A 25,840-nucleotide genomic window follows, 5' to 3' on the forward strand; every position below is an offset into this window, starting at 1 on the left:
TCAGCGAATATAAGAAGCTGAAGACAGCAAAGTGAGCTCCATGACCAGATGCGTGCCTTGCCTGGCGCAGGGGTGGAAATACACCCGCCCGCCGTGATTGGCGATAATGGACTTCAGTATGGCCAGGCCCAGGCCCGTGCCCTGGACTTTCTGGCCGGGCACGCGAAAGAACTTGTCGAAGACCCGGTCGTGGAAGACACGAGCGATCCCCGGCCCCTGGTCGATGATCTCGATGCTCGCCCAGCCGCTGCTGATCTGCCGCAGGCGCAGCACCACGGTCGTAAGCTCGCCGGAATACTTCAAGGCATTCTCCAGCGCGTTGCGCACCGCCACCAGCAACTGCATCGCATCGACACTGGCGCGCAGCGCCCGCGGCGGCACCTCCAGCTGGATGCGTTGACGCGATTCGTAGAACGCGCGCAGGCTCAGGCGCAACAAGGCCCGCAAGTCCAGCTCGCGCCAGTCCTGCCGCCAGTCGCCGGCATGCTCGATGCGGTTCAGGCGCGCCAGGTTCTCCAGCAACGCCGTCATGTCGCGCACTTTCTCGCGCACCTGGGCGTAGACCTTGGACTGGCGCTCCGGAGCCACCAGCCCCAGCTCCAGCAGCTCCACGTAGCCGGCCACCGAGGCCAGCGGCGAGCGCAGCTCATGCGCAGCCAGCGACAGAAATTCGGACCGCATCCGGTCCAGCTCCACCTGCAGCGTGACATCCCGTATCACGACCAGAGTGGCATCGTCCGGCTCGCTGGCCGCATAGGCGCGCAGCTCCAGCATCCGGGCCGGATCGCTGCCCGCCTGGACCTGCATGCAGCGAAACTCCCTCTGCACGCGCTCGATCACGCCGCTCAGCCCGCAGGCCAGCGCTGATGAGCCGCTGCCGTCGGCGGCGCCGCGCTCGCGGGCCTGCAGCAAACGCACGAAGTCTGCCATGCAGCGGGGACGCGCCTGGTCGTCCAGGCCGCCAAGCAGGCGCCGCATGGCGGAATTGACCCCCTCGACCCTGGCTTGGGCATCGAACATGATCACGGCATCCGGCAAGGTTTCGAAGATGCGCTCGAACACCCGCGTGCCCTCCCTATCCTGCCCCCCGCTTCGCGCGGCTGCCGGACCGCATGGCGATCCCGTCGCTGCCAATCCCAGCGCAACAGCAGGAACGACGCCAGCAACAGGACCGCCAGCGCAGCCCATCGCTTCCAATGCACCAGAAACCCCGGATGCAGCGCCATGCTCTCGGACACCAGCAATAAGGGCCAGGGTTCCATGCTGGAGATACTGAGCTCATGGCGCTTGTGTCCGGTGAAATAAGCCAGGGAACTCGAGCGCCCTCCCTGCTTGGAATGGTGACGCAAGGCGCGCTGCACATCCTGCGCGCGCCAGCGCGCCGGCATGTTCGGATAGGCATCAAGAACCTGATGGCTGTCCGCATCCATCAGGAGCAGCAGCCAGGGCTCATCGCCCACGACCAGATGCAGCATCTGATGAAAGTAACCCAAGTTGACGCGATACTTGACGATATAGCCGCCAGACCGCCCGTCCATGCCGCCCGTGCTGACCAGCGTCAGCGGCGGTTCGGACGGGACCACATAGGGCGAGCGGTGAGCCGCCGCGAGGTCTGCGGAGGACAGATTCACATTGAGATGGCCGGCGGACATGAGCAGGCGCTTGTCATGGTCGTATATGGCAATGCCGGAAATAAGACTGGACAATTTTGCTTCTTCCAGAACTGAGTCAAGCCAGCTATGATCATGGTCTTGGATGCTGGCTTGCCCGACCAGACGCCAAACGAGGCGATCCGCCTCGGCCAGAATCTGCTTGGTGTGCATGGCCAGGGTTTCGGACACGGCCTGCTGTGACCGCAAGCCTCCCCCCTGATCCGCGCCTTCATCCCCCATGACCCAGGACAGCAATATTGTCCAGCTTAAAATAAGCACGGCGGCAACTCTCCAGCGGCCTTGCAACTTCTTGAGCAGTTCCGTAACGGCATACGGAAACTTGAAATTTCGGGGTTTAGAAAACATGCTTTTATGGTTTTCCGATCGCCCAGCACCCTGAAACAATCGTTTACCGTTACCATTATTGTCAACAAAGTAGCAAATGATACCGTCTAGAAACTATGCAATCCTATGCAAGCAGAAGCCCGTTACACTGTGAAGCTTCTGTCTCTCGCCGCTCCCCTGCCCAAGAACCCATGAGCTCCACTGTCTATTCCACGCGTCAGGCCGCTGATTTGCTGGGGGTTTCAGTACGTACCGTGCAGCTATGGGTGGAAGCCGGCACGCTCAAGGCCTGGAAGACGCAAGGCGGACACCGCCGTATCGACCACCAGTCCGTGCAGGCGATTTTGCAACAACGCAGACAGGCCGCCGCTGCGCCGCCTGCCTCGTTTGCCGCGCCCGTCTGCGCCTCGCAAGCTCGGCGGCACGGGGACGAAGCCTGCCTGCGCGTGCTGGTGGTCGAGGACGATGAAGACCTGGTGGCGGTGTACCGCATGGCGATGGAAAACCTGCCATTTCCCATAGAGCTGCGCTGCGAGCAGGACGGGCTCAAAGGCCTGATCACGGCCGGCAACTTTCATCCCGACGTGCTGCTCGTCGACCTGAATCTGCCCGAGCTCGACGGTTTCGCCATGCTCAAGGCCTTGTCCGACGCGCCCGAGACGCAACGCACCCGCATCTACGTCATTTCAGCCCTCAGCGCCGCCGACATCCATTCGCGCGGCGGCCTGCCGCCCAATTCCACGGCCCTGGCCAAACCCATTCCCATCGCATTGCTGTTGCAATTGCTCAGCGAAGCATTCCAGGCCCAATGCCTGGCTCCCTGACCTCCATCCGCGTGCCCGATCTTGGCGACCCTCCCTGGTCGTCGGTCTCTGCACGCTTGTTCAATTCAATTGTTGCGCTTTTTTATTATCATTTTTTTAATTTTTAACACAAAAATAAATCAAAGTGATACGATTCCCGAAAAAACATAAAGAACGGCATTGAATGTCGTTTTGGGCTGGTTGCGGACCCGCAAACATAGGGGAAAAGCTATGCGCAAGAATCTGCCCGTGACGGGAGTTGAAACTGAACTGCTGGATGATCAATATCTGATCTCCAAAACCGACTTGAAAGGCCGCATCGTCTACGCCAATCCGGCTTTTGTGGATGTCAGCGGCTTCAGCCGGGAAGAGCTGATAGGCCAGCCGCACAATATCGTGCGCCATCCCGACATGCCCCCAGCCGTATTCGCCGATCTGTGGCACACCCTCAAGCATGGGCGTTCGTGGGTGGGCGTGGTCAAGAACCGCCGCAAGGACGGAGGCTTCTACTGGGTGCTGGCCAATGCCAGCCCCATCATGGAAAACGGTGAACTGACAGGCTTTGCCTCTGTGCGGGTACGCGCCGACGCGCGGCAGATACAGGAGGCCGAGCAGTTCTATCAGGAACTGCGCGAAGGCCGGGCGCGGGGGCGTACCGTGCGCGAAGGCCGCATCGTGGCCCACAGCTGGCGGCGACCCTGGACAGCCCTGTCGTTCCTGGCGGGGCCGACGCTGCTGGCCGCCTTCCTGCGCAAGGGGCTGCTGAACATTGGCGTCACGGGCGGCGTCATCGCGATGATCCTGAACACGGAAATGCCGGCGCAAAGCATGGCCGTCCTGGCCACGGCGCTGGGTGCGGGCACGCTGCTGATCCTGAGCTGTCAGGCTGTCTTGATGCGCCGGGTGCTGGGCTCCTTCCGGACCGCCACGCATGTGGCGCAACAGATCGCCGCCGGCAATCTGACCGTGGACACCCGCAGCGCCGCCGTACAGAAACTGGAAAAGCTGGGACTGAGCCTGGACCTGATGCGCAAGAGCCTGGTGAGCATCAGCACCGATGTGGACCACAGCAGCCGCGACAGTCAGATCGTGGCCCAGGAACTGTCCGAGAACAGCGCGCTGCTGGAAGCGCGCACGCACGAACAGGCGGCCTCCATGCAGCAGACCACGGCCAGCATGAGCTCTTTTGGCCAGACCGTACTGCAGACGGCGGAAAACGCCAAGGCCAGCCACAGCCTGGCCAGCCGCAGCGCCGACATCGCGGCGCGCGGCAATGATGCCGTGCAGCAGGTGACCGCTTCCATGCAGCGCATCCTGGAGAGCTCGCGGCGCATCGGCAACATCGTGACCCTGATCGACAATATCGCCTTCCAGACCAACATCCTGTCCATCAACGCCTCCATCGAGTCCGCCCGCGCGGGAGAAGCCGGCAAAGGATTTGCGGTGGTGGCCTCGGCCGTGCGCTCCCTGGCCCAGCAGGCCGCCGCCGCGGCCGACGAGATCAAGCAACTGATCCAGGACACCAGCGCGCTGACCGCCGAGGGCGCGGCGCACGCCGAGCATGCCGGGCAGACCATGGAAGAAATCCTGAAATCAGTATCGGAAGTGTCGTTGCTGATGGGCGAGATATCCGCCGCCACCAGCGAACAAAGCGTCGGGCTGAGCCAATTGACGCAGGCGCTCGGCCAGGTGGATCAGATCACGACCAACAATGCCGCGCTGGTGCACGACCTGAGCGAAACAGCGCAGCGCCTGAGCCGCAACGGCGAACACCTGCAGGAAGCCATCAACGTGCTCAATCACGGCGAAGCCGCCAGCGGCGCCCGACCCGGTCGCGAGCCGCCGGCCCTGGCGCCCATGGACCCGGTCCGCAGGCCCCCGGCCCGGCAGCGCGCGCTGCGCCATCAGGCCTCCAGCGCCTGAAGGATCAGAAGCCCAGACGTTCCATCCCGCCCAGCAAGGCCAGCACGCCCAGCACCGCGAAAATACAGGCGGCGATGCGATGCACCAGTCGGGTGGGCAGGCGTTGGGCGATGCGCTCGCCGAACAGCACCGCAGGCACGTTGGCCAGCATCATGCCCAGCGTGGTGCCGACCACTACCCACCAGAACTCGTGGTACTTGGCCGCCAGCGCCACCGTGGCCACCTGGGTCTTGTCGCCCATTTCCGCCAGGAAGAACGTGACCGCAGTCGTGCCGAACACACCGAAACGAGTGCGCGCGGCCTCGGCGTCGTCGATCTTGTCGGGAATGAGAATCCAGACGGCCATGGCCAGGAAAGACAGGCCCAGCACCCAGCGCAGGACTTCGGGATCGAGCAGGGAAGGAACCCAGACGCCAATGGCGCCGGCCAGGCCGTGGTTGACCAGGGTGGCCAGCAGGATGGCGATGATGATGGGCCAGGGACGCTTGTAGCGCGCCGCCAGGATAAAGGCCAGCAATTGGGTCTTGTCGCCGATTTCGGCCAGTGCGACCACGCCGGTAGAGACAAAGAGAGCTTCCATGTAAACTCCTGGCCGGTAACAGACGAATGACCACAAACCTCCCCGGCCCAACGCGAAGGTTCATGGTCAAAGGTCTTGCCAGGCTGTTGCTGCCAGCGCCATGGCCCCTTGTCGGCCAAGTGTGTTGACGCTGACCTCCGGCGGACCGGAGCGGCTACTCCCCAATGACGCAGGCGATAGTAGCCCAGATTGCAGCCCCTGTCGAGTCGGCACTGCCAGCCGCCACGCAAAGGCGATACACTTGCCTTTTCCTGTTTCGCAGATGACGAGCATGCACGCCCGACCCCACCCTCTTGCCATACGCCGCAACCTGGGCAGCCAGGTAATCCTGTATCTTTTGTTCATGGTCGTGCTGTGGACCGTGCTGACAGGACTCAGCCACAAGGCGCCCGACCTGGACGGCATGGAAGAACTGGTCTGGGCAGCCAGCTTCGAGCTGGGCTATCCGAAGCATCCCCCTTTCCCGTCCTGGATCATGGCCGCGCTCACCAAAGTATTCGGGCGTCCGATATGGCTGACCTTCGCCGCCGGCATGACGGCTTCGGCGCTCGGGCTGTGGTTCATCTGGAAGCTGGCCTGCGAATTCCTGAACCAGCGGCGCGCCTTCATCGTGCTGCTGATCAGCTCGGTCAGCATCTATTTTTCATTGCGCGGCACCATCTTCAATCACAATACGGCGCAATTGTGGTCCGTGACGGCCGCGATCTGGCTGTTCTACCGCGCCACCCGTCTCCAGCGGCTCTCCAGCTGGTTCTGGCTGGGCGCCGTGGCCGCCCTGTCCACCATGACCAAATACAGCGCCGTCATCCTGTTCGCGGCCTTCTTCCTGTACCTGCTGCGCAGCGGGGCCTTCGCGCGCCGCCAGACCTGGCAGGGGCTGGGACTGGCGCTGGTCGCCTACGCGGCCGTGCTCTCTCCCCACCTGTACTGGCTGGTCGCGCATGATTTCGCGCCCTTTCGCTACATGGACGGCTCGCTGGAGACCTCCACCCGCTGGCAGGCCTACAAGGAACTGCTGAGCTTCGTGCTGGACCAGCTTGCCCGCCTCAGCCCCATGATCGTCGCCCTGGCCGCCTTGAAGATCTGGAACCGGCGCAGCAGCCATAGGGTGAACTATGACCCAGGCGCGGACGTGCGCCAGGCCCGGCGCTACGCCAACGCCCTGGATCCGGCCGATCGCCAGTTCCTGTTGTGGGTCGGCCTGACGCCCTTCTTGAGCACCGTACTGGTTTCCGCCGTGCTGGGCACCCGACTGGTGGCCTCCTGGGCCACGACCTTCTTCGTCCTGTACGGTTTCTTCGCCCTGTGGATCATCCACGGCCGCGAACGCGTCCAATTGCGGCGTCTTGCCGTCATCGTGATCGTGCTGCAGGTCCTGATGGCCGCCGGCTACGCGCTGGCGCGCGGGCCGCTAGCCTGGCATGCGGGGCGGGACTCGCGCTCCACCTTTCCCGGCCCTGAAGTTTCCGCGCAGATGCAGCAGGTCTGGAACGAACACATGCCGGGCAAGCCCTTGCGCGTGGTGATCTCGGACACGTGGCTGGGCGGCAATATCGCCGTGCATGCGGGGCCGCAAACACAGGTCTTCATCGACGCCGATGCGGCCTCGTCCCCTTGGCTGGTCCTGCCCAGGGACCTGGACTGCGGGGCGCTGATCGTCTATAGCCTGGAGACGCGCGGACCGCCCCAGCCCGCCCTGGCCGCCCTGTACGAGCAGGCGCCCATCAAGGGCCTGCGCGAACAGCGCTGGTCCTCGGAGCGCAGCCCCATGATCGATCTGCATTGGGCCATCCTGCCCGAGCGCGCGGCCTGCGATGCGAAGGCCGGACAGCAATAGCCGCAATCAGATGCGAGGATGATGGACGGGCAACTGCTCGGCCAGGAAATCCAGGAAGCGGCGCACCGCCGGGGCCATGCCCCGGCGTGACGCGAACACGGCATGGATGATGCCCGGCAGGGGCGCCCATTGCGGCAGTACCCGCACAAGCCGCCCGGCCTGCAGCGATTCGCAGCACATATAGTCGGGCAGAATCCCCACGCCTACCCCCAGTTCCACGCCTTGCTGCAGGGTCAGCAGGTCCGTGGCCACGTAGCGCGGCCGGTGCGTCACGGCCATGGATGCGCCGCCGGGGCCGTGAAGCTGCCATTCGGCCTGCCCCTGCCGGGCCGACATCCCCACAGTGGGCAGGCGTGCCAGATCGGCGGGTCCGCGCACGGGGTCGAATCGGGCCAGCAGGGCTGGATGCGCCACCAGGATGGAGCTGCTCTCGCCCAGGCGCTTGACGATGTAGCTGGCGCTGTCGCTGAGCGTGCTGCGCACGCGCAGGGCCACATCCATGCCGTCGGCCACCGGGTCCACAACACGATTGGTGACCTCCACTTCCAGGTCCACCTGGGGGTAGCGCAGCAGATATTGCGCGAACACCTGGTGCAGCACGGTCTGCGCCAGCGTCACCGGACAACTGACCCGCAACAGGCCGCGCGGCTCCTGCTGAACTTGCGCGACCGCCGCATGCGCGGCTTCCGCCTCGTCGCGCATGGCCTGGCAGTGACGCAGGAACACTTCGCCCGCCGGCGTCAGCGAAAGGCTGCGAGTCGTGCGCTGCAGCAGGCGCACGCCCAGCTCCGTCTCCAGGCGATTGATGCGCCGCGACAGCCGCGACGGCGGCATGCCCAGATGCCGCGCGGCCGCGCTGAATCCTCCTCGCTGCACCACTTCGGTGAACAGCACCATATCGTTCAAGTCATGCATCGCCGCAACATTACCAACAAAAGTGGAATAATCTTTCTCAAAATAGCCAGCTTATCACCAGCAATGAGTTCAAACATAATAACAACCATTCAATGAACCACTTGGACACCCGACATCATGAAATTGCTGCACATTGACTCCAGTATCACCGGCTCCGCTTCCGCATCGCGCATGCTGACCCACTATGTGGTCGAACAGATCTGCCAGCAGAATGACGACGTGCAAGTCGAGTACCTGGACCTGGCCGACAATCCTCCTCCTTACTTCTCGGCCGACTCCCTGGGCCTGCGCCTTGGCCTGGACGATGCCAGCCTGAGCGATCGCCAGCGCGCCGAGAACGTGATCTCCGAACAACTGGTCAGCCAGTTCCTGGCCGCCGACACGCTGGTGATCGGCGCCCCCTTCTACAACTTCACCATCCCCAGCCAGCTCAAATCGTGGCTGGACCGCATCGCCCAGGCCGGCCGCACCTTCCGCTACACCGCCAACGGCCCCGAAGGCCTGGCCGGCGGCAAGACGGTCTACATCGTGATCAGCCGCGGCGGCGTCTATTCCGGCTCCGAGCAGGGCCAGGCCCTGGAGCACCAGGAGAGCTACCTGCGCGTGATGTTCGGCTTCATGGGCGTGACCGACCTGCGCTTCATCTACGCCGAAGGCATGGCCCAGGCTCCCGAGCAGCGCCAGGCCATCCTGGACAAGGCCAAGGCCAGCGTCGCCTCCCTGCTGGAGCAAGCCACCGTCTGAACCAGTGCGCAACACCCGCAAAAAAAACCGCCGGCCCCGTAGAGCTGGCGGTTTTTTTTATGCGGGTCAGACCCAGATGCAATGATGCGCTTTGCGCAACGCCTGCCTGGCGTTGCGCAAGCCCGTGCTACTGGTCCGTATCCAGCCAATGCCCCAGGCGCAGGCGCTTGGTGTTCAGATAATTCTTGTTATAGGGATTGCCTTCGATCTGGTGCGGAACGCGCTCCACGACGTCGATGCCGATGTCCTGCAAGGTCTTGACCTTGCGGGGATTGTTGGTCATGAGGCGGATCTGGCGTATGCCCACGTGATCCAGCATGCTTTTGCAGATGTCGTAACGGCGCATGTCGGCGGGAAAGCCCAGCCGTTCGTTGGCTTCGACCGTATCAGCTCCCTGGTCCTGGAGCTGATAGGCGCGGATCTTGTTGACCAGGCCTATGCCGCGCCCTTCCTGGCGCAGATACATCAGGGCTCCCCGCCCCTGCTTGGCGATGCGCTCCAGCGCCAGTTGCAGCTGGGGGCCGCAATCACAGCGCAGGCTGAACAAGGCGTCGCCCGTCAGGCATTCGGAGTGCACGCGCGCCAGGACGGGCTCGCCGCCCGCGACATTGCCCAGGGTCAGGAGCACGTGCTCCTTCTGCGTGCTGCGCTCGACGAAGACGTGGATCTTGAAGACCGCCCATGGGGTAGGAAGTTGGCTGGCGCTGATGTAGTCCAGCAGTGGAGCCTGGCCAGCCTCGCTTGCGGGGCTTGGAGTTCCCGCTTCAGGCGCCAGTGAGGAATCCGGCGTGGATTGCATAAATGAAGAGTCTCGGCTGCAACGAAAAAATGCGGCTTGCCCCCGGCGGGAGCCAACCTGTCAATCATAGCGCAAAACACCCCTGCCTCATTCTTACCCACATGCATAAGCCCTCAGCCCAGTGGGTATATCGTCGCCATTTCCACTCACGCAACCGCCATTATTGCATCATGTTATGCAATAATGACATACGTAACCGAACTTACACTCGATATCAACATAACTGACAAGCAACATAAAATGTCATAGAATTTACAAACAGAGGAAATTCTGCGCGGTACTCACTCAGCCCAGTTCTGCTCCTTTCAGACTTGATTCGCCATGCGTCTTTCCAAAGCTTGTTTATGCGGCCTGGCATCCGGGCTTGCCATCCTGCTCCACCCCTTGTCCTCGAGCGGCGCCGCCCCGCTGGCCTGGCCGCAGCCGCCATCCCAGCTCAGTCTGGAAACCCCCTATGGCAAGCTGCAGGTCAGCCAGAGCGAATACGTCTACGAAGCCCAGTTGCTGCTGGGCGCCACCGTCATTGCTCCTGAACTCAAGGGCATGCTCAATATTCCCTACGCCTTCAAACAGCAAAAAGGCCAGACGGCGCTGATCTCCGTCGACACGGGCTTGGGCAGTTGCCCCATCAGCTACCACTGGATCACCGTGGCCGCCAGCGGCTACACGCTGTCGCCGGCCTTCGGCTACTGCAGCGCCCAGATACGCGTGCGCCACCAGGGCCAGACGCTGATCATGGAAACGCCCAACCGGGAAGACCCCACCAAGATCGACGAATACCGCTACGACGGGCGCAAAGTCAGCCTGCGCAAGCGCCGTCAGGCCATGCGCTAAGCGGAACTTCGCCCCCGCCGGGGCTGACCAATAGGACAAGGCTTATAATCGATTGTTCTATCTCACCCCGGATTTCATCATGAACTCTGCTCATGCTTCCCGCCGCCTGCGCGTCTGGGACCTGCCCACCCGTTTGTTTCACTGGCTTCTGGTGCTGAGCGTCGTCGGCAGCTTCGTCACGGTCAAGGCAGGCGGCCTGTGGATGGACTGGCATGTGCGCTTTGGCCTGTTTGCACTGGGCTTGCTGGCGTTCCGTCTGGTCTGGGGCCTGATCGGCGGCTACTATTCGCGCTTTGCGCGCTTCCTGCCCAATCCGGCCCGCAGCCTGAACTATCTGCGCGAAAGGCCCGCCTTCTACCCCGGCCACAACCCCATCGGCGCCTGGTCGGTCTGGGCCATGCTGATCGTCTTCGGCTTCCAGGCCGTCTCGGGCCTGTTCGCCAACGATGACATCTTCACGGCCGGGCCGCTGGCCTACCTGAGCAGCGACTGGTCCAAGACCCTGACCGGCCTGCACAAGGCCAATGAATGGATCATGCTGGCGCTCATTACCATGCACGTGCTGGCCATCTTCCTGTACCGCGTCCTGGGTGGTCAGAAATTGACCAGCGCCATGATCAGCGGCGACGCCCAGGTTCCGGCCGAACCCGCCCTACCCGCCAGCACCGACACCTGGAAGACGCGGCTTATCGCCCTTGTGCTGGCCATCCTCATCGGCTGGGGCGTCTACGCCTTGACCGGACTGGCGCCCGCCGGTGGAATGGATGACTTCATGTAGACCCGACTTATCCCCAGAAACTGTGCACAAACCTGGGGATAACGCGGGGATTGTTTTGCCTGAGCCGCATTCCTGCTGACTGTCTTTTAAAGTGGACGGCGACTATCCGTCCTAGGCCGGGCAGCCTAGAGCCAGACGTCATCCAGAACGACAGGAGCATCCGGCTGACGACCCGCCCTAGTGCTTTGACGAGGCGGCGGGAAAGAAAACATGCACGCGCAGCCCAGGCTGCGCATTCTCCCAGAGAATCTCGCCGCCATGCAGCCGTATGGTGGCCAGCACGCTGCTCAGCCCCAGGCCGTGCCCGGAATATCGCTCGTCGGCGCGGAAGAAATGCCGTCCGAGCAAGGGCAGGCTCTCGGCGCGCCGCCCGGGGCGCGGCGTCCTGCAGGGACATCCGGACCCAGCCGCGGCCGTCAGTGCCGGTACTGATCCATACCCTGGAGTCCGCGTACTTGATGGCATTGTCCAGCAGATTGGCCACCGCGCTGGCCAGCAGATCGGCATCGCCCATCAGTCGGGGCGTGGCCCCCAGCGTACAGGAGACTGACACGGCGCACTCTTCGGCCAGCGCGTCGTACATATCCAGCACATCCCGGCAAATCTCCCTCAAGTCGCAGGAAAGGAAGCGCTGGCGCTGCATGCCGGCCTCAATCTCGGCGATCTGGAGCATCTTGCCGAACAACTGGTTGAGCAGGTCGATCTCGGCCAGCGCAGCCTGCTGGGCGGCACGCATTTCCGCCACGCCGGCGCCTGGCTGCTGCGCCGCCTGCAGGCGGCCGCGCAGGCGGGTCAAGGGGGTACGCAGATTGTGGGCTATGGTATCCGATACATGGCGCACGCCCTGCATCAGATCCTCGATCTGGTCCAACATGGAATTGATGTCCTGCGCCAACTGGGAAAACTCGTCGGTATGGCCCAGCAGCGGGACCCGCTCGCGCAAGCGTCCGGCCCGGATCTCCTGGGTGATCCGGCGGATGCCGGCCACCCGGTAGCCCAGTTCGGAGTAGAAAATGTAGGTGCCCGCTGCAATCAGCAAGCCGGCCACCAGCACGGCCACCAGGCTGGCCTGCCCGATCAGCGACTTGATCTCGTTAAGCTCCTGCAGATCGTACCCAACCACCAGGACCGAACCGTCGTCCAGTCCCTGCACGCGCAGCCGCCCCTGCGTCAGCACGCCTTCGCGGTGCACGGCCACCTCGGACATGTCCGTGCGCCGCAGCAAGGCCGGTTCGAGCTCGTCCAGATTGCCCACGATCTTGTGGCCGTTTTCATCGAGCAGCAGATAGATCTCACGTTCCGAATCCACGCGATCCGACAAGGCCAGCTCCAGGGCGCGGACCAGTCCCGGCCGCCCTCCGTCCTCATACTCCAGCAGCAGGCGCTGCGCCGTCACGGACACATGGCGGAAGAACTGGGTATGCAGGACGCTGATGACCTGTATATAGATGAACGCCAGCAGAGTCAGCGTCGTGAGCGTGGCCAGGGCCCCGTAGTTCAGTGTCAGGCGAAACGAGATCGAACGCCACCATGCCGGCAGACGGCCGGCCCTCACGGCAAGTCCGCCAAGGGGTCGGGAGCGGCGGCGCTCATGGTGTAGCCTACGCCTCGCAAGGTGTGGATCAAGGGCGCGCCGCCGGCCGCATCGAGCTTGCGGCGCAGGCGGCTGATCTGCACGTCGATCAGATTGGTCTGGGGATCGAAGCGGTAATCCCACACCGCCTCCAGCAGCATGGTGCGGGTGACGACCTGGCCTTCGTTCTGCATCAGATAGGCCAGCAAGCGGAATTCCCTGGGCTGCAAGGCGACGGCTTGGCCGGCGCGGGTCACGCGTCCCGAGGCCAGGTCGGCCGTCAGATCCAGTATCTGCAACACAGGCTGGTCGCTGCGCCGGCTGCGACGCGCCAGCGCTTCCAGCCGCGCATACAGCTCGGAGAAGGCGAAAGGCTTGGTCAGGTAGTCGTCCCCGCCGGCTTTCAGGCCGCGCACCCGCTCGTCCAGCGCGTTGAGCGCGCTCAGCACCAGTACCGGCGTCTCCTTGCCCAGGCCGCGCAACGTGGACAGGATGGATAGGCCGTCGACCTGGCTGGGCAGCATGCGGTCCAGGATGATCAAGTCCCAATCCTGCTCCATGGAGCGCGTCAACGCTTCCACGCCGTCGCGGCAGATCACCGTCGCATGCCCTTGCTGTCCCAGCCCGTCCGCAATGTAACGCGCGGTCTCGGCATCGTCCTCGACGATCAAACAGCGCCACTTGCCCTGCATGACTCTCCTTCCTTTGCTTGAAAAGCTCGCATCTTCGTTCGAAACGACGCCCAAGGCAAATGCAATATTACCGCCGGCGCCAGAATCCCCACAGGACCAGCACCAGCCCCACGAGCGCCGCCAGAAGCCCCGCCCAGCCGAATATCGTCAAGCCCAGCCAGGCCGGCCCCCGCGTCAGCAGGGCTGGTCCCAACACAAGGACGAAGGCCGCCGTGACGATGGCAATGGCCAGGCGCGTGGCGGCCTTCTGCAGCGAAGCGCCCAGGCGCTGCATGCCTTGGATTTCGATGCGCGCCTGCACCTTGCCCTGCCGCACCCGGTGCATCAGCAGGCGCAGCAACTGAGGGGCGTCCATGGCGATCTGGCGCGATTCCAGCAGGCTGCGCTGCAGGTCCGCATACAGGCGCCGCGGCGAATAGTGCCGGCGCATCAGGTCGGCGATCATGGGCTGGGCCACGGCGATCACGTCGAACTGCGGGTCCAGGCGCTTGAGTACGCCGTCGGCCGTGATGAAGGCCTTGAACAGCAGCGCCAGGTCCGGAGGGAGCATCAGCCGGTTCTCGCGCGCCAGCGCCATGAAGTCCAGCAGCGCGGCCGATATCGACAGCAGGCCGCTGCCTTGTCTGGCGACGTAGCGCTGGGCGCTCTCCTCCAGACGGGCCCAGTCGAAATCATCGGCGCCCGACCAGTCCAGCAAAGTCGTGGCCACCCCCTCAGCCTGTCCGTCAACGATGGCCCGCAGCAGGATCAGCAGCTGCTGGCGCCGCCGCGCGGTCAGCCGGCCCACCAGCCCGAAGTCGATGAAGGCCACCCGATTGCCGGGCAGGGCCAGCACATTGCCCGGATGGGGGTCGGCGTGGAACAGGCCGTCCTCCAGCACCATGTGCAGGAAAGCCAAGGCGCCCCGGCGGGCCAGTATTTCCCGGTCCGCCTCGATCGCATCCAGGGCCGCCGCATTGACGGGCGAAGCGCCCTGCACGTAGTCCTGCACCATCACGGCAGGGCTGGTCCAGGCCTCGTGCACGCGCGGCACGACAAGGTAATCGAACTCGCGCAGGTTCTCCCGCACGGCCATGCCGTTGGCCGCCTCGCGCGTGAAATCCAGCTCGTCGGCAATGGCCTGCGCCAGGGCGCGCACGATATCGTGCGGCCGGTACTCCGGCAGCAGGCCTTGTTGCTGGACCAGGCGCGCGATCTGCGAGAGCAGCCTCAGGTCGGCTTGTATCAAGGGCTTCAGGCCGGGACGCTGCACCTTGACCACGACCTGCGCGCCATCGTGCAGGCGGGCACGGTAGACCTGAGCCATGGACGCCGCGGCCAGCACATCGGTATCGAACCAGGCGAAGGCCTGCTCCAGGCTCTGGCCCAGCGCCCGCTCCAGCTCGGGCTTCATGACGGACCAGGGCACGGGCGCGGCCTGCCCTTGCAGCTTTTCCAGCTCCTGCGTCCATTCCTGGGGCAGCAAGTCGTTGCGCGTGGCCAGGATCTGGCCCAGCTTGATGAAGGTGGGTCCCAGTTCCTCCAGGGCGCGGCGCAGGCGCACGGGCGCCGCCTGTTCGCGCAAGCCGGCCTGAGCCTTGCTCGACGTCCTCGGCCACAGTTCGGCCAAGCCCAGGCGCTGAATCACGTCCTCGATGCCGTACCGCGCCACGACCGCGCCGATGGCGCGCACCCGCGCATGATCGCGCAAGGACAACAAAGTACCAGCCAACATTCATCGCCTCCTGCCTGCCATGCTCAATCCGGACAGCATACACCGGCCCGCAGCGCAGCCGGCTTATCCACAATCCCGGTGGACAAAAATGGGAACAGCCTCTGGAAAAACCTGATTTCCATTTTGGCATCAAGCACTTATATTTCCAGGTCAGCAAACGTCCAGCCAATGGAGCCGCAGCGGCCGCCTGCCGAGCGCACCGGCAAGCGCCGATTCGGAGTACATTGACGCTTTTCAGAGCAAGGAGAACGTGATGCGCCTGGATCGATCCCGCTCCAGCCAGAACGTCGAGGACCGCCGCTCGGCCGGCCCGCGCATCGGGCGCGGCAAGATAGGCCTGGGCACCGTCGTGCTGGCACTGGTCGCCATGTACTTTGGCATAGACCCGAACATGGTGCTGAACCTGGCCGAAGGCCCCGTCACCCAGCCTCCGGCGCAGTCCGTGCCCGCCAACGATGCGCAGGGCCAGTACATCGCCAAAGTGCTGGGCGAAACCGAAGACGTCTGGCGCGACATCTTCCGCCAGCAGACCAACGGCCAGTACCGCGACCCCGTCCTGGTGCTGTATCGCGGCGCCACCCCCACCGCCTGCGGCACCGGCCAGTCGGCCATGGGCCCCTTCTACTGTCCCGGGGACGAAAAGCTCTACATAGACCTGGGCTTTTTCGATGAAATGGAGCGCGGCATGGGCGTCAAGGGGGACTTCGCCCCCGCCTACGTCATCGCCCACGAAGTAGGCCACCACGTCCAGAACCAGCTGGGCGCCATGCGCGCCGTGGAGCAGGCCCGCCGCAGCGGTTCCCAGACGCGCGCCAACCAGGCTTCCGTGCGCCTGGAACTGCAGGCCGACTGCTACGCCGGCATCTGGGCGCACCATGCCGACGCGCAGCGCCAGATAGTGGAACCGGGCGACATCCAGGAAGCCATGGCCGCCGCGCAGGCCGTGGGCGACGACACCTTGCAGAAACAGGCCCAGGGCTATGTGTTGCCCGACTCCTTCACGCATGGCAGCGCCAGGCAGCGCATGGCCTGGTTCCAGGAAGGCTATCGCAGCGGCCAATTGCGCAGCTGCGACACCTTCACCCTGGCCGACCCGCGTTGAAACAGCCCGCCGGCCGGCGGGCTGAATGATTCAAGCCTGTACTATCGCCCGCCACATTACCGTTCGTTAAGGCATTTGTAATCCCCCGGGGCCTGCCGTGTCCCTACCATGGAGTCGCGCAATTGTGCGTCCACGGGAGACACAATAATGAAACTGCACGGCAGACAGAATCTGGTCGCGGGCGGCACCATGGTGGTGCTGGGGGCCGCGACCGCCATCACCTCGCTCGGCTACAACGTCGGCACCCTGCAGCGCATGGGACCGGGCTATTTCCCATTGATGCTGGGCATCCTGCTGGCCCTGCTCGGGCTGGCCATCGCCCTGACCGGCCGGTCGGCCGGCACCCAGGAGGAGGAACCGGTCGCCCCGCCCCAATGGCGCGGCTGGGCCTGCATCACGGCCGGCATCCTGGCCTTCATGTTCTTCGGCAAATGGGGCGGCCTGGCCCCGGCGACTTTCGCCCTGGTATTCATCTCGGCAATGGGCGACCGCCAGCACACCATCAAGACCGCCGGCCTGCTGGCCGCCTTCATGACGGTCGCCGGCTCGCTGATCTTCTACTGGGGGCTGAATCTGCAGTTCCCGCTGCTGCGCTGGGGCTGATCCATGGACACCGTACTGAATCTGCTTCACGGCTTCCAGGTGGCCCTGCAATGGGACAACCTGATCTGGGCCATCTTCGGCGTGTTCATGGGCAACCTGATCGGCGTGCTGCCCGGCATGGGCGTGCTGGCCGCGATCTCCATCCTGCTGCCCCTGACCTACACCATGACGCCCACGGCCGCGCTCATCATGCTGGCGGGCATCTACTATGGCTCGCAATACGGCGGCGGCATCACCTCCATCATGCTGAACCTGCCCGGCACCGCCTCGCACGCCGTGGCCTGCCTGGACGGCAATCCCATGGCGCGCAACGGCAAGGCGGGCTCGGCCCTGTTCATGCTGATGTGCTCGTCCTTCTTCGGCGCGACCATCGGCATCCTGGCCATGATGCTGTTCTCCCCTGTCCTGGTGGACGTGGCCTTTCTCTTCGGGCCGGCGGAATACTTCGCCATGATGACGCTGGGCCTGCTGGCCGGCGCCACCCTGGCCCGAGGCTCGGCGCTCAAGGGCGTAGCCATGGTGGTGCTGGGGCTGCTCATGGGCGTGATCGGCACCGACGTCAACAGCGGCGTCATGCGCTTTACCTTCGACATCATGGAGCTGAGCGACGGCCTGCAGATCGTGGCGCTGGCCATGGGGCTGTTCGGCGTGGCCGACTTCCTGAAGAACATCAACCAGATCACGCCGGAAAACAGCGTGGTGAGCAGCAAGGTCACGCTCAAGTCGCTGCGCCCGCAAAAAGGCGACCTGCGCCAGTCGCGCGGCGCGCTGGTCCGCGGCACCTCCATCGGCGCGGCTTTCGGCATCCTGCCCGGCACCGGCCCCACGATCGCCTCCTTCATTGCCTACGCCACGGAAAAGAAGATGGCCAAGGAACCCTCGCGCTTCGGGCGCGGCGCCATCGAAGGCATCGCCTCCCCCGAGGCCGCCACCAGCGCATCCACGCAGACCAGCTTCATCCCCACGCTGAGCCTGGGCATCCCGGGCGATCCGGTCATGGCCCTGATGCTGGGCGCCCTGATCATCCACGGCATACAGCCCGGCCCGCAGATGATGCTGGAGCATGCCGACATGTTCTGGGGCCTGATCGCCAGCTTCTGGGTCGGCAACCTGATCCTGCTGCTGCTCAACCTGCCCCTGATCGGCATGTGGATACGCATGCTGACCGTGCCCTTCAAGTACTTGTTCCCGGCCGCGCTGTTCTTTGTGTGCGTGGGCGTCTACAGCACCAACAACAACCTGTTCGACGTGGGCATGGTGCTGTTCTTCGGCATCGTGGGCTACCTGTTCATGCGCCTGGAGTTCGAACCGGCGCCGCTGCTGCTGGGCTTCGTGCTGGGTCCCATGGTGGAGGAAAACTTCCGCCGCGCCCTGCTGCTGTCGCGCGGGGACATGGCGGTCTTCATCGAGCGGCCCATCAGCGCGGGCTTCATGCTGGCCAGCGCGCTGCTGATCCTGGGCCTGCTGTACTCGACGCTGGCCAAGAAGCGCCGCGCCCGCCAGGCCCTGGCCATGGCGAACTGAGTTCCCTTGGGCGGCCGCGCCTTACCGGATTCTCCGCGGCCGCCGCTTTTTTGTCGGGCCATCGGGCAGGAGTAAAATGTAAAAATATGTAAACTGGTATTGTCCGCCGAGGAATTCGATCTATAATTATTTTCTTCGCAGGAAACACGGGTCGTTAGCTCAGTTGGTAGAGCACTGGACTCTTAATCCATTGGTCGTGCGTTCGAGTCGCACACGACCCACCAGAAATCCTGCGAAGCATAGCAGAATCAGGCCGCGAAAGCGGCCTTTTTCTTTGCCTGCTTGCTGCGCGCGCTGGCTACACTTTTGTTGCAAAGTTAAGACTATTCAAAAAAAAAGTGGCGGCCGACGCTCACTTGTTGCGCTGCAGCATATATTATTTTTCCATAGTCTTTGTTCCTGCGGCGGTGAGATCCGCGGAAACAGGCGTCACAGAGCGCTGCCGTCACCTCACTGCCCACCGACTAGGCAAGATCGGGGTCACGTGCCAAGCTAGCTTACTCGCCTTGCCGGAATTGTGTTGCTCTTCAACCTACAACACAGGTCCGCTTGCCTACATCTTGTGCTCGCGCTGCCGCCCTCGAGGCGCCGCAGCCAGGGATCAACTCAAGCCGGCTTTGCCCGGCTTCAAGCCAGCCGCCAGGATCACGAGTCCCGGCAGGCCCTCCCCCACCCGCCGCCATCCCCACGGTGTTCCTGCCCTGCCACGACGGCGAGCGGACCTGCGTTCATTTCAGGAACACCTATGAAACTCATTACCGCCATCGTCAAGCCGTTCAAGGTCGACGAAATACGGGAAGCGCTCTTCGAGCTTGGCATACAGGGGATGACGCTGACCGAAGTCAAAGGTTTCGGACGCCAGAAAGGCCATACCGAACTGTATCGCGGCGCGGAATACGCCGTGGACTTCCTGCCCAAGATACGCATCGAACTGGCCATCCCGGACGCCCTGCTCGAGACCGTGCTGGAAGCCATACAGACCAGCGCCCGCACGGGCCGCATCGGCGACGGCAAGATCTTCGTGCAGTCCCTGGACCATGTGGTCCGCATCCGCACCGGCGAGTGCGACGAAAACGCATTGTGACTTCGGGAGACCTCATCATGAACAACGCTGACCTATCGTGGATGCTGGTGTCCACCCTCCTGGTGCTGATGATGGCCGCCCCCGGCCTGGCCCTGTTCTACTCGGGCATGGTGCGCCGCAAAAACGCCCTGTCCATGCTGTCCCAGACGCTGCTCGTATTCTCGCTGGGCGTGGTGCTGTGGTTCATCTACGGCTATTCGCTGGCCTTCACGGCGGGCAATCCCTTCATCGGAGGCCTGGACAAAGCCTTCCTGAACGGGCTGTTCACGCCCGGCGACCAACGGTTCGCGCTGTCGGGCTCTTTGCCCGAGCTGCTCTTCGCCGCCTTCCAGGCCACTTTCGCCGGACTGACCTGCGCACTGGTGGTCGGCAGCCTGGCCGAACGCGCCCGCCTGTCCTCCATTCTGGTGTTCACCGTCATCTGGTTCACCCTGGCCTATCTGCCGATCTGCCACATGGTATGGTTTGCCGACGCCGAGAACGGGGGACTGCTCAATCAGCGCGGCGCGCTGGACTTCGCCGGCGGCACCGTGGTGCACATCAACGCCGGCATGGCCGGACTGGTGGGCGCCTGGCTGGTCGGTCCGCGCCTGAACTACCGGCGCGAAGCCATGCCGCCGCACAATCTGCCGCTGACCTTCATCGGCGCGGCCCTGCTCTGGGTGGGCTGGTTCGGCTTCAACGCGGGCTCCGCCCTGTCCGCCAACGAGAACGCCGCCTTGGCCTTCTTCAACACCATGCTGGCGGCGGCCATCGGGGTGGTGGCCTGGACGCTGGGCGAATGGCTCATCAAGGGCCACCCTTCCCTGCTGGGCGCCTGCTCGGGCGCCATCGCCGGACTGGTGGGCATCACGCCCGCAGCCGGTTTCGTGGCTCCGTCAGGGGCGCTGGCCATCGGCCTGATCACCTCGCTGGCCTGCCTGTGGGGCGTCAACGGATTGAAGCGCCTGCTGCGCGCCGACGATACGCTGGACGTCTTCGGCATCCACGGCCTGGGCGGCATCGTAGGCGCCCTGCTCACCGGCCTGTTCAATGCGCCGTCGTGGGGCGGCCCGGGCACGGCGGCAGGCAACGGCGTGTGGATGCAGCTCTGGATCCAGCTGGAAGGCGTGCTGTTGACGCTGGCCTGGTCTGGCCTCGCCGCGCTGATCGCCTTCAAGCTGGCGCAATGGATTTGCGGCGGGCTGCGCGTCAGTCCCGAGCACGAGCGCGAAGGCCTGGACATCCGCACGCACGGCGAATCCGGATACCAGAGCTGAGACCAGCCATGACGCTCAACCCGCCCTGTCCCGACCGCCTGCCGGCTCCTGCACCACCGGCTCGACCCAGACGTAAAAAAGCCCTCTTTCGAGGGCTTTTTTTCAGGCTGCCGCCAGCGATCACTTTTCCTTGCGATAGGAATCGTGACAGGACTTGCAGGATTTTCCCACATTGCCGAAAGCCACACGGAACGCATCGAAATCGCCCGACGCGGAAGCCGTCTTCAGCTTGTCCATGGCCGACAGGAAGTCGTCCTCGGCCTGTTTGAAGCCTTTGGCATCGCTCCAGACTTCCGGCTTGGCATCGCCGCCTTCGGCGCCGGGGGCAAAGCCGGCCCAGGGCAAGGCAGCCAGCACCGACAGCACTTCCACGTTCTTGGCGATGGCGTCGGCGTCGAACGGCGCCTCTTTCTTGGCCACGGGCGCCATGCGACCGAAATGCGAACCGATCAGTGTCATGCCGGCCTGACGGTACTTGATGGCCTGTTCAGGCTTGGCGAACTGCGCCGTGGCCGGGGCGGCGATGGCGGCGCACACCGCCGCGGCGGCTGCCAGGAAAGCGAACTTCTTCATACGGACTCCTGTTTAGTGATACTTGAAACGCCCCTTGCGAGGCTTGCAGGTCATGCCGGGCCGCTTGGCGCGCCGCTTCCCCACGACGCGCGCGAGGCGGCTCTTAAATCGCGTTGGCCAGCTCGACCGCCACGCCCAGATAACTGCGCGGGGTCAGGTTGAGCAGGTAATTCTTGGCATCGGCCGGCAGGTCCAGACCGCCGATGAATTCGCGCAATGCGCTTTCGGTGATTCCTTTGCCGCGAGTCAGAGCCTTGAGCTGCTCGTAGGGCTGAGGCAGGCCGTAGCGGCGCATCACCGTCTGGACGGGCTCGGCCAGGATTTCCCAGCAGGCGTCGATGTCGGCATCCACGGCGGCGGCGTTCAGCTCCAGCTTGCCCAGGCCGCGCAGGCAGGCGTCATACGCCACCACGCTGTAGCCCAGCGCCACGCCCAGGTTGCGCAAGACGGTGGAATCGGTCAGGTCGCGCTGCCAGCGCGACACGGGCAGCTTCTCGGACAGGTGGCGCAGCACGGCATTGGCCAGGCCCAGGTTGCCTTCGGAATTTTCGAAGTCGATGGGGTTGACCTTGTGCGGCATGGTGGACGAGCCGATCTCGCCTTCCTTCAGGCGCTGCTTGAAGTAGCCCAGGGAGATGTAGCCCCAGACGTCGCGGTTGAAGTCCAGCAGGATGGTGTTGGCGCGGGCGATGGCGTCGAACAGCGCAGCCATCCAGTCATGCGGCTCGATCTGGATGGTGTAGACGTTCTGGGTCAGGCCCAGGCCGGCCAGCACGTTCTTGCTGAAGGCAGGCCAGTCGATTTCAGGGTAGGCCGAGAAATGGGCGTTGTAGTTGCCGGTGGCGCCATTGAGCTTGGCCAAGGGCTGGACGGCGACGATGGCGGCGATGGCGTTCTGCAGGCGCGCAGCCACGTTGGCGAATTCCTTGCCCATGGTGCTGGGGCTGGCCGGCTGGCCGTGGGTGCGCGAGAGCAGCGGCTGGGCGGCGTGCAGGCGCGCCTGGGCCTTGATGGCGTCGCACACGGCCTGCAGCTGCGGCACGATGACCTGTTCGCGCGCGCGGCTCAGCATCAGCGCATGCGAGGTGTTGTTGATGTCCTCGGACGTGCAGGCGAAGTGGATGAATTCGGCCGCCTTGGCCAGCTCGGCATGATCCGCAACTTTTTCCTTGAGCCAGTATTCCACGGCCTTCACGTCGTGGTTGGTGGTGCGCTCGATGGCCTTGATGCGGGCCGCGTCGTCTTCGGAGAACTGTTCGACCAGGCTCTTGAGCTTCTGGCGCGCCTCGGCCGAGAACGCGGGCAGCTCCGGCAGGCCGGCGTCGGACAGGCCGATCAGCCAGGCCACTTCGACCTCCACGCGATGCCACATGAAGGCGGCTTCGGACAACAGTCCACGCAGGGAGCCCGTACGGCTGCCATAACGCCCGTCCAGGGGAGACAGGGCATTGAGAGTGCTCAGAGTATCGGCTATTTGCATCGTTCTACAGGAAAAAGGGGGAAAAATTCAGCCAGCATTCTAACATTGCCGGCCGGCGCCCGCGCAGCGCCTCGCCCGGCCGGGCCAAGAATCCGGCCCTCGTCCGCCTGATTGACGAATAAACCACAATTTATAGCCATTACCGCATCCTCGCCCCTTGCGCCGGGTGGCCGGAGCGTTCGCCCATGGGTTCCTGCTATACTTTTTTGGCCTGTAACTTTTGATAGCTTCCTATGAAAATCCTTGCTTCCCTCACAAGCCCTTACGCGCGCAAGGTGCGTGTCGTCATGGCGGAAAAAAAGCTCGACTACGAGCTGATTCTGGAAGATGTGTGGGCCGACGACAGCAATATCATGAAGTACAACCCGCTGGGCAAGGTTCCCTGCCTGATCATGGACGATCAGAGCAGCCTGTTCGATTCCCGCGTGATCGTCGAATATCTGGACACCCTCTCGCCCGTCGGTCGCCTGATACCCCAGGCGGGCCGCGACCGGGCCGCGGTCAAATGCTGGGAAGCCATCGCCGACGGCGTGCTGGACGCCGCCGTGGCCATCGTGGTGGAAAACCGCCGCCCCGAGGCGCTGCGCCATCAGCCCTGGATCGAACGCCAGCAAGGCAAGATCGCCGCCGCGCTGCAATCCATGAACAGCAGCCTGGGCGAACAGGCCTTCTGCACGGGCACGACCTTCAGCCTGGCCGACGTCGCCGTGGGCTGTGCCCTGGGCTACCTGGACCTTCGTTTTCCGGACCTGGCCTGGCGCTCGCAATATGGCAACCTGCAGCGGCTGGACGAAAAGCTCCAGACCCGCCCCTCGTTCGCCAGCACCATCCCTGTGATTTGACCGCAACATCCGGCAAGACAGGGCCCATTCAGCAGAATGGGCTTTTTTTATGCCAGCCGCTTTCGCGGCGGGTCGGGCCTGGACAGGGCCCGCATGCGCTCGAACGACTGCGGGAAGCAGTGGCATGGGCCGGAGGCGCCGGCGCCTTCGAAGGCATCCGGGAAACGGAACTGGACGCGCTGGCCGCCCCCGGCATGCGGCCAGCGCCGGGGACATTCAGGCGTGAACGATGGCCTGTCCGATCATGTAGATGGCCAGCATGGTCAGCATGGCCGCGAAGATGCGCTTGAGAGCGAGCTGCGAGATCTTGTGCGCCAGGCTCGCGCCCACGGGCGCGGTGCAGATGCTCATGGCCGAGACGATCAGCAGGGCCGGCCAGTAGATGTAGCCTATCATGCCCGGCTGGCCGCCATTGACGGCCTCCCCGGACCAGATGTAGCCCACGCTGTTGGCCAGGGAAATGAAGAAGCCCAGCGCAGCCGAGGTGGCCACGGCCTGGCGCACCGGCACATTGCCGCGCAGCATGAAGGGTACGGACAGAAAGGCCCCGCCCGCTCCCAGCAGGCCGGACACGAAGCCGATCAAAGCGCCCATGGCGACGATGGCGGCCTGCCCGGGCAGCGCCCGGCCCTGCGGCACGGGCGTGTTGCGGCCCATCTTGTAGGCCGAATACAGCACGAACACGCCAAAGACGATGGCCAGCGCCGTGCCGTCGATCACGGCGAACACCGCGCCGCCCGACAGCATGCCGCCCAGGATCAGCCCCGGCACCATGGCCCGCACCACATCCCAGCGTATGGCGCCGCGCTTGTGGTGCGCCCGCACGCTGGAGAGCGACGTGAACAGAATGGTGGCCATGGCCGTCGCAATCGAGGCGTGCACGGCCAGTTCCTGGGACACGCCGAAGCGCGGCAGCAGAAAGGTCAGGAAGGGCACGAGTATCATGCCCCCGCCTATGCCCAGCAGGCCGGCGGCCACGCCCACGCCGGCGCCCAGCGCCAGCAGGCTGGCAATCAGGATGGGATCCATGCTCGCCCCTATTGGATGATGCCGCCGCCCAGGCAGACGTCGCCGTCATACAGCACGGCCGACTGCCCCGGCGTGACGGCCCACTGGGCCTGATCGAATGCCAGCGTAAAGGTGTCGCCCTGGGCCTGGAGCAGGCGGCAGGCGGCGTCGGCCTGGCGATAGCGGGTCTTGGCGCCCAGCGTTTCCAGTTCGGGAGGATGACCGGCCACCCAGCTGGCATCGGCCGCGCGCAGCTCGGACTGCAGCAGCCAGGGGTGGTCATGCCCCTGCACCACATACAGCGTGTTGGTCTTCAGGTCCTTGCGGGCGGCATACCAGGCGTCGGCCGTGCCGTCGTCGCGCTGCTTGCCCTTGACCCCGCCTATGCCCAGGCCCTTGCGCTGCCCGTAGGTGTAGAAGGACAGGCCCACGTGCTGGCCCACGACCACGCCTTCCGGCGTCTTGATGGGGCCGGGCTGGGTAGGCAGATAGCGGTTCAGGAACTCGCGGAACGGCCGCTCGCCGATGAAGCAGATGCCGGTGGAATCCTTCTTGGCTGCGTTGGGCAATCGCAACTCCTGCGCGATGCGGCGCACTTCCTGCTTGTTGATCTCGCCCAGGGGAAACAGGCTGCGCGAAAGCTGGGCCTGGTTCAGCCTATGCAGGAAGTAGCTCTGGTCCTTGGAGGCGTCCAGCCCCTTGAGCAACTGGTATTGCGTACGCCCGCCGGCCTGCACCGCGCGCACCCGTGCGTAGTGACCGGTGGCGATCCAGTCAGCGCCCAAAGTCATGGCATGGTCCAGGAAGGCCTTGAACTTGATCTCGGCATTGCACAGCACATCAGGATTGGGCGTTCGGCCAGCGGAATACTCGCGCAGGAACTCGGCAAAGACCCGATCCTTGTATTCGGCGGCGAAATTCACGGCCTCGATGTCCACGCCCACCACGTCCGCCACGCTGGCGGCGTCCAGCCAGTCCTGGCGCGAGGAGCAGTATTCGGAATCGTCGTCGTCTTCCCAGTTCTTCATGAACAGGCCGACGACCTCATAGCCCTGCTGCTTGAGCAGCCAGGCCGACACGGAGGAATCGACGCCGCCGGACATGCCGATCACGACGCGACCTTTCTTGGTGGAAGTAGTCATTGCGGTGGTGGTGAGGCGCGCCGCGAGGGGCGCG

At 64.2% G+C, this 25,840-nt stretch carries 24 protein-coding genes, 1 tRNA gene and 1 riboswitch; of the genes, 13 read left to right on the forward strand and 12 right to left on the reverse strand.

Annotation, left to right across the window (positions count from 1 at the left end):
* A complete protein-coding gene (locus ACWPWO_RS10410; protein ID WP_454006551.1) occupies positions 1-1,062 on the reverse strand; it encodes a sensor histidine kinase in 1,062 nt (353 codons plus the stop codon).
* Positions 1,023-2,018: a hypothetical protein gene (locus tag ACWPWO_RS10415; RefSeq protein WP_454006552.1), complete on the reverse strand. Its 996-nt coding sequence runs from the start codon at positions 2,016-2,018 to the stop codon at positions 1,023-1,025. The genes ACWPWO_RS10410 and ACWPWO_RS10415 overlap by 40 nt, the downstream gene beginning before the upstream one ends.
* A gap of 170 nt (positions 2,019-2,188) precedes the next feature.
* On the opposite strand from ACWPWO_RS10415, the gene ACWPWO_RS10420 reads away from it, so the two are divergent.
* Together ACWPWO_RS10420 and ACWPWO_RS10425 are read left to right on the forward strand one after the other, a co-directional pair.
* Positions 2,189-2,821, forward strand: coding sequence for a helix-turn-helix domain-containing protein (locus tag ACWPWO_RS10420; RefSeq protein ID WP_454006553.1), 633 nt, complete (start codon positions 2,189-2,191; stop codon positions 2,819-2,821).
* 210 nt (positions 2,822-3,031) lie between these two features.
* Entirely contained in the window at positions 3,032-4,723 is a 1,692-nt protein-coding gene (locus ACWPWO_RS10425) for a methyl-accepting chemotaxis protein (RefSeq protein WP_454006554.1), read from the forward strand.
* Between the two features lie 4 nt (positions 4,724-4,727).
* Here ACWPWO_RS10425 and ACWPWO_RS10430 read toward each other — a convergent pair whose 3' ends face one another.
* Entirely contained in the window at positions 4,728-5,303 is a 576-nt protein-coding gene (locus ACWPWO_RS10430) for a TMEM165/GDT1 family protein (protein ID WP_454006555.1), read from the reverse strand.
* A gap of 2 nt (positions 5,304-5,305) precedes the next feature.
* Positions 5,306-5,478: riboswitch (yybP-ykoY riboswitch) on the reverse strand.
* 96 nt (positions 5,479-5,574) lie between these two features.
* On the opposite strand from ACWPWO_RS10430, the gene ACWPWO_RS10435 reads away from it, so the two are divergent.
* Positions 5,575-7,140, forward strand: a complete 1,566-nt coding sequence (locus tag ACWPWO_RS10435; RefSeq protein ID WP_454006556.1) for a glycosyltransferase family 39 protein — start codon at positions 5,575-5,577, stop codon at positions 7,138-7,140.
* 6 nt (positions 7,141-7,146) lie between these two features.
* On the opposite strand, the gene ACWPWO_RS10440 is transcribed toward ACWPWO_RS10435, so the two are convergent.
* Positions 7,147-8,055 carry a LysR family transcriptional regulator gene (locus tag ACWPWO_RS10440; protein WP_394060629.1) on the reverse strand — a complete coding sequence of 303 codons (909 nt, stop codon included), beginning with the start codon at positions 8,053-8,055 and terminating at the stop codon, positions 7,147-7,149.
* Positions 8,056-8,172: 117 nt separating this feature from the next.
* Here ACWPWO_RS10440 and ACWPWO_RS10445 point away from each other — a divergent pair, with 117 nt between their 5' ends.
* Positions 8,173-8,799 (forward strand): FMN-dependent NADH-azoreductase, encoded by a 627-nt coding sequence (locus tag ACWPWO_RS10445; RefSeq protein ID WP_454006557.1) that lies wholly within the window; start codon positions 8,173-8,175, stop codon positions 8,797-8,799.
* Between the two features lie 127 nt (positions 8,800-8,926).
* Here ACWPWO_RS10445 and ribA read toward each other — a convergent pair whose 3' ends face one another.
* Positions 8,927-9,598, reverse strand: coding sequence for a GTP cyclohydrolase II (ribA, locus tag ACWPWO_RS10450; protein ID WP_394060633.1), 672 nt, complete (start codon positions 9,596-9,598; stop codon positions 8,927-8,929).
* A gap of 321 nt (positions 9,599-9,919) precedes the next feature.
* Here ribA and ACWPWO_RS10455 point away from each other — a divergent pair, with 321 nt between their 5' ends.
* On the forward strand, positions 9,920-10,432 hold the full coding sequence (locus ACWPWO_RS10455) for a hypothetical protein (RefSeq protein ID WP_454006558.1): 513 nt from the start codon (positions 9,920-9,922) through the stop codon (positions 10,430-10,432).
* Between the two features lie 79 nt (positions 10,433-10,511).
* Positions 10,512-11,210, forward strand: coding sequence for a cytochrome b/b6 domain-containing protein (locus ACWPWO_RS10460; RefSeq protein WP_454006559.1), 699 nt, complete (start codon positions 10,512-10,514; stop codon positions 11,208-11,210).
* A 7-nt stretch (positions 11,211-11,217) separates the two neighbouring features.
* Here ACWPWO_RS10460 and ACWPWO_RS10465 read toward each other — a convergent pair whose 3' ends face one another.
* The 3 genes from ACWPWO_RS10465 to ACWPWO_RS10475 all read right to left on the reverse strand — a co-directional run bounded on the left by ACWPWO_RS10465 (position 11,218) and on the right by ACWPWO_RS10475 (position 15,189).
* Positions 11,218-12,765, reverse strand: a complete 1,548-nt coding sequence (locus ACWPWO_RS10465) for a histidine kinase dimerization/phospho-acceptor domain-containing protein (protein ID WP_454006560.1) — start codon at positions 12,763-12,765, stop codon at positions 11,218-11,220.
* Entirely contained in the window at positions 12,762-13,475 is a 714-nt protein-coding gene (locus tag ACWPWO_RS10470) for a response regulator transcription factor (protein WP_394060641.1), read from the reverse strand. Before ACWPWO_RS10470 ends, ACWPWO_RS10465 begins: the two co-directional genes overlap by 4 nt.
* A gap of 67 nt (positions 13,476-13,542) precedes the next feature.
* The gene (locus ACWPWO_RS10475; protein ID WP_454006561.1) at positions 13,543-15,189 is read right to left on the reverse strand and encodes an ABC1 kinase family protein; all 1,647 of its coding nucleotides are present in this window, start codon (positions 15,187-15,189) and stop codon (positions 13,543-13,545) included.
* Positions 15,190-15,442: 253 nt separating this feature from the next.
* Here ACWPWO_RS10475 and ypfJ point away from each other — a divergent pair, with 253 nt between their 5' ends.
* The 6 genes from ypfJ to ACWPWO_RS10505 all read left to right on the forward strand — a co-directional run bounded on the left by ypfJ (position 15,443) and on the right by ACWPWO_RS10505 (position 20,761).
* Entirely contained in the window at positions 15,443-16,291 is an 849-nt protein-coding gene (gene ypfJ, locus ACWPWO_RS10480; RefSeq protein WP_454006562.1) for a KPN_02809 family neutral zinc metallopeptidase, read from the forward strand.
* A gap of 147 nt (positions 16,292-16,438) precedes the next feature.
* Positions 16,439-16,894, forward strand: a complete 456-nt coding sequence (locus ACWPWO_RS10485) for a tripartite tricarboxylate transporter TctB family protein (protein WP_394060647.1) — start codon at positions 16,439-16,441, stop codon at positions 16,892-16,894.
* 3 nt (positions 16,895-16,897) lie between these two features.
* Complete coding sequence (locus ACWPWO_RS10490) at positions 16,898-18,418, forward strand: tripartite tricarboxylate transporter permease (protein WP_454006563.1); 1,521 nt, start codon at positions 16,898-16,900, stop codon at positions 18,416-18,418.
* A 148-nt stretch (positions 18,419-18,566) separates the two neighbouring features.
* Positions 18,567-18,642: transfer RNA gene (locus ACWPWO_RS10495), tRNA-Lys, on the forward strand.
* 521 nt (positions 18,643-19,163) lie between these two features.
* Positions 19,164-19,502, forward strand: coding sequence for a P-II family nitrogen regulator (locus ACWPWO_RS10500; RefSeq protein WP_454006564.1), 339 nt, complete (start codon positions 19,164-19,166; stop codon positions 19,500-19,502).
* A gap of 17 nt (positions 19,503-19,519) precedes the next feature.
* Positions 19,520-20,761: an ammonium transporter gene (locus tag ACWPWO_RS10505; RefSeq protein WP_454006565.1), complete on the forward strand. Its 1,242-nt coding sequence runs from the start codon at positions 19,520-19,522 to the stop codon at positions 20,759-20,761.
* Between the two features lie 120 nt (positions 20,762-20,881).
* On the opposite strand, the gene ACWPWO_RS10510 is transcribed toward ACWPWO_RS10505, so the two are convergent.
* Both ACWPWO_RS10510 and purB read right to left on the reverse strand, forming a co-directional pair.
* A complete protein-coding gene (locus ACWPWO_RS10510; protein ID WP_454006566.1) occupies positions 20,882-21,334 on the reverse strand; it encodes a c-type cytochrome in 453 nt (150 codons plus the stop codon).
* Positions 21,335-21,437: 103 nt separating this feature from the next.
* Positions 21,438-22,814 (reverse strand): adenylosuccinate lyase, encoded by a 1,377-nt coding sequence (gene purB / locus ACWPWO_RS10515; RefSeq protein ID WP_394060655.1) that lies wholly within the window; start codon positions 22,812-22,814, stop codon positions 21,438-21,440.
* 233 nt (positions 22,815-23,047) lie between these two features.
* On the opposite strand from purB, the gene ACWPWO_RS10520 reads away from it, so the two are divergent.
* The gene (locus tag ACWPWO_RS10520; protein WP_454006567.1) at positions 23,048-23,656 is read left to right on the forward strand and encodes a glutathione S-transferase family protein; all 609 of its coding nucleotides are present in this window, start codon (positions 23,048-23,050) and stop codon (positions 23,654-23,656) included.
* 216 nt (positions 23,657-23,872) lie between these two features.
* On the opposite strand, the gene ACWPWO_RS10525 is transcribed toward ACWPWO_RS10520, so the two are convergent.
* Positions 23,873-24,685, reverse strand: a complete 813-nt coding sequence (locus ACWPWO_RS10525) for a sulfite exporter TauE/SafE family protein (protein ID WP_454006568.1) — start codon at positions 24,683-24,685, stop codon at positions 23,873-23,875.
* 8 nt (positions 24,686-24,693) lie between these two features.
* Positions 24,694-25,806 (reverse strand): tRNA 2-thiouridine(34) synthase MnmA, encoded by a 1,113-nt coding sequence (gene mnmA / locus ACWPWO_RS10530; RefSeq protein ID WP_454006569.1) that lies wholly within the window; start codon positions 25,804-25,806, stop codon positions 24,694-24,696.
* Positions 25,807-25,840 lie beyond the last annotated feature (34 nt).

The organism is Alcaligenes sp. Marseille-Q7550 (genome assembly GCF_965112015.1).

Coding starts and splice junctions, on each gene's coding strand:
- ACWPWO_RS10460 (WP_454006559.1), top strand. CDS start 10,512: ATGAACTCTGCTCATGCTTCCCGCCGCCTGCGCGTCTGGGACCTGCCC.
- ACWPWO_RS10425 (WP_454006554.1), top strand. CDS start 3,032: ATGCGCAAGAATCTGCCCGTGACGGGAGTTGAAACTGAACTGCTGGAT.
- ACWPWO_RS10525 (WP_454006568.1), bottom strand. CDS start 24,685: ATGGATCCCATCCTGATTGCCAGCCTGCTGGCGCTGGGCGCCGGCGTG.
- ACWPWO_RS10510 (WP_454006566.1), bottom strand. CDS start 21,334: ATGAAGAAGTTCGCTTTCCTGGCAGCCGCCGCGGCGGTGTGCGCCGCC.
- ACWPWO_RS10440 (WP_394060629.1), bottom strand. CDS start 8,055: ATGCATGACTTGAACGATATGGTGCTGTTCACCGAAGTGGTGCAGCGA.
- purB (WP_394060655.1), bottom strand. CDS start 22,814: ATGCAAATAGCCGATACTCTGAGCACTCTCAATGCCCTGTCTCCCCTG.
- ACWPWO_RS10420 (WP_454006553.1), top strand. CDS start 2,189: ATGAGCTCCACTGTCTATTCCACGCGTCAGGCCGCTGATTTGCTGGGG.
- mnmA (WP_454006569.1), bottom strand. CDS start 25,806: ATGACTACTTCCACCAAGAAAGGTCGCGTCGTGATCGGCATGTCCGGC.
- ACWPWO_RS10505 (WP_454006565.1), top strand. CDS start 19,520: ATGAACAACGCTGACCTATCGTGGATGCTGGTGTCCACCCTCCTGGTG.
- ACWPWO_RS10500 (WP_454006564.1), top strand. CDS start 19,164: ATGAAACTCATTACCGCCATCGTCAAGCCGTTCAAGGTCGACGAAATA.
- ACWPWO_RS10430 (WP_454006555.1), bottom strand. CDS start 5,303: ATGGAAGCTCTCTTTGTCTCTACCGGCGTGGTCGCACTGGCCGAAATC.
- ACWPWO_RS10475 (WP_454006561.1), bottom strand. CDS start 15,189: ATGTTGGCTGGTACTTTGTTGTCCTTGCGCGATCATGCGCGGGTGCGC.
- ACWPWO_RS10470 (WP_394060641.1), bottom strand. CDS start 13,475: ATGCAGGGCAAGTGGCGCTGTTTGATCGTCGAGGACGATGCCGAGACC.
- ACWPWO_RS10520 (WP_454006567.1), top strand. CDS start 23,048: ATGAAAATCCTTGCTTCCCTCACAAGCCCTTACGCGCGCAAGGTGCGT.
- ACWPWO_RS10485 (WP_394060647.1), top strand. CDS start 16,439: ATGAAACTGCACGGCAGACAGAATCTGGTCGCGGGCGGCACCATGGTG.
- ACWPWO_RS10490 (WP_454006563.1), top strand. CDS start 16,898: ATGGACACCGTACTGAATCTGCTTCACGGCTTCCAGGTGGCCCTGCAA.
- ACWPWO_RS10455 (WP_454006558.1), top strand. CDS start 9,920: ATGCGTCTTTCCAAAGCTTGTTTATGCGGCCTGGCATCCGGGCTTGCC.
- ACWPWO_RS10415 (WP_454006552.1), bottom strand. CDS start 2,018: ATGTTTTCTAAACCCCGAAATTTCAAGTTTCCGTATGCCGTTACGGAA.
- ACWPWO_RS10435 (WP_454006556.1), top strand. CDS start 5,575: ATGCACGCCCGACCCCACCCTCTTGCCATACGCCGCAACCTGGGCAGC.
- ypfJ (WP_454006562.1), top strand. CDS start 15,443: ATGCGCCTGGATCGATCCCGCTCCAGCCAGAACGTCGAGGACCGCCGC.
- ribA (WP_394060633.1), bottom strand. CDS start 9,598: ATGCAATCCACGCCGGATTCCTCACTGGCGCCTGAAGCGGGAACTCCA.
- ACWPWO_RS10445 (WP_454006557.1), top strand. CDS start 8,173: ATGAAATTGCTGCACATTGACTCCAGTATCACCGGCTCCGCTTCCGCA.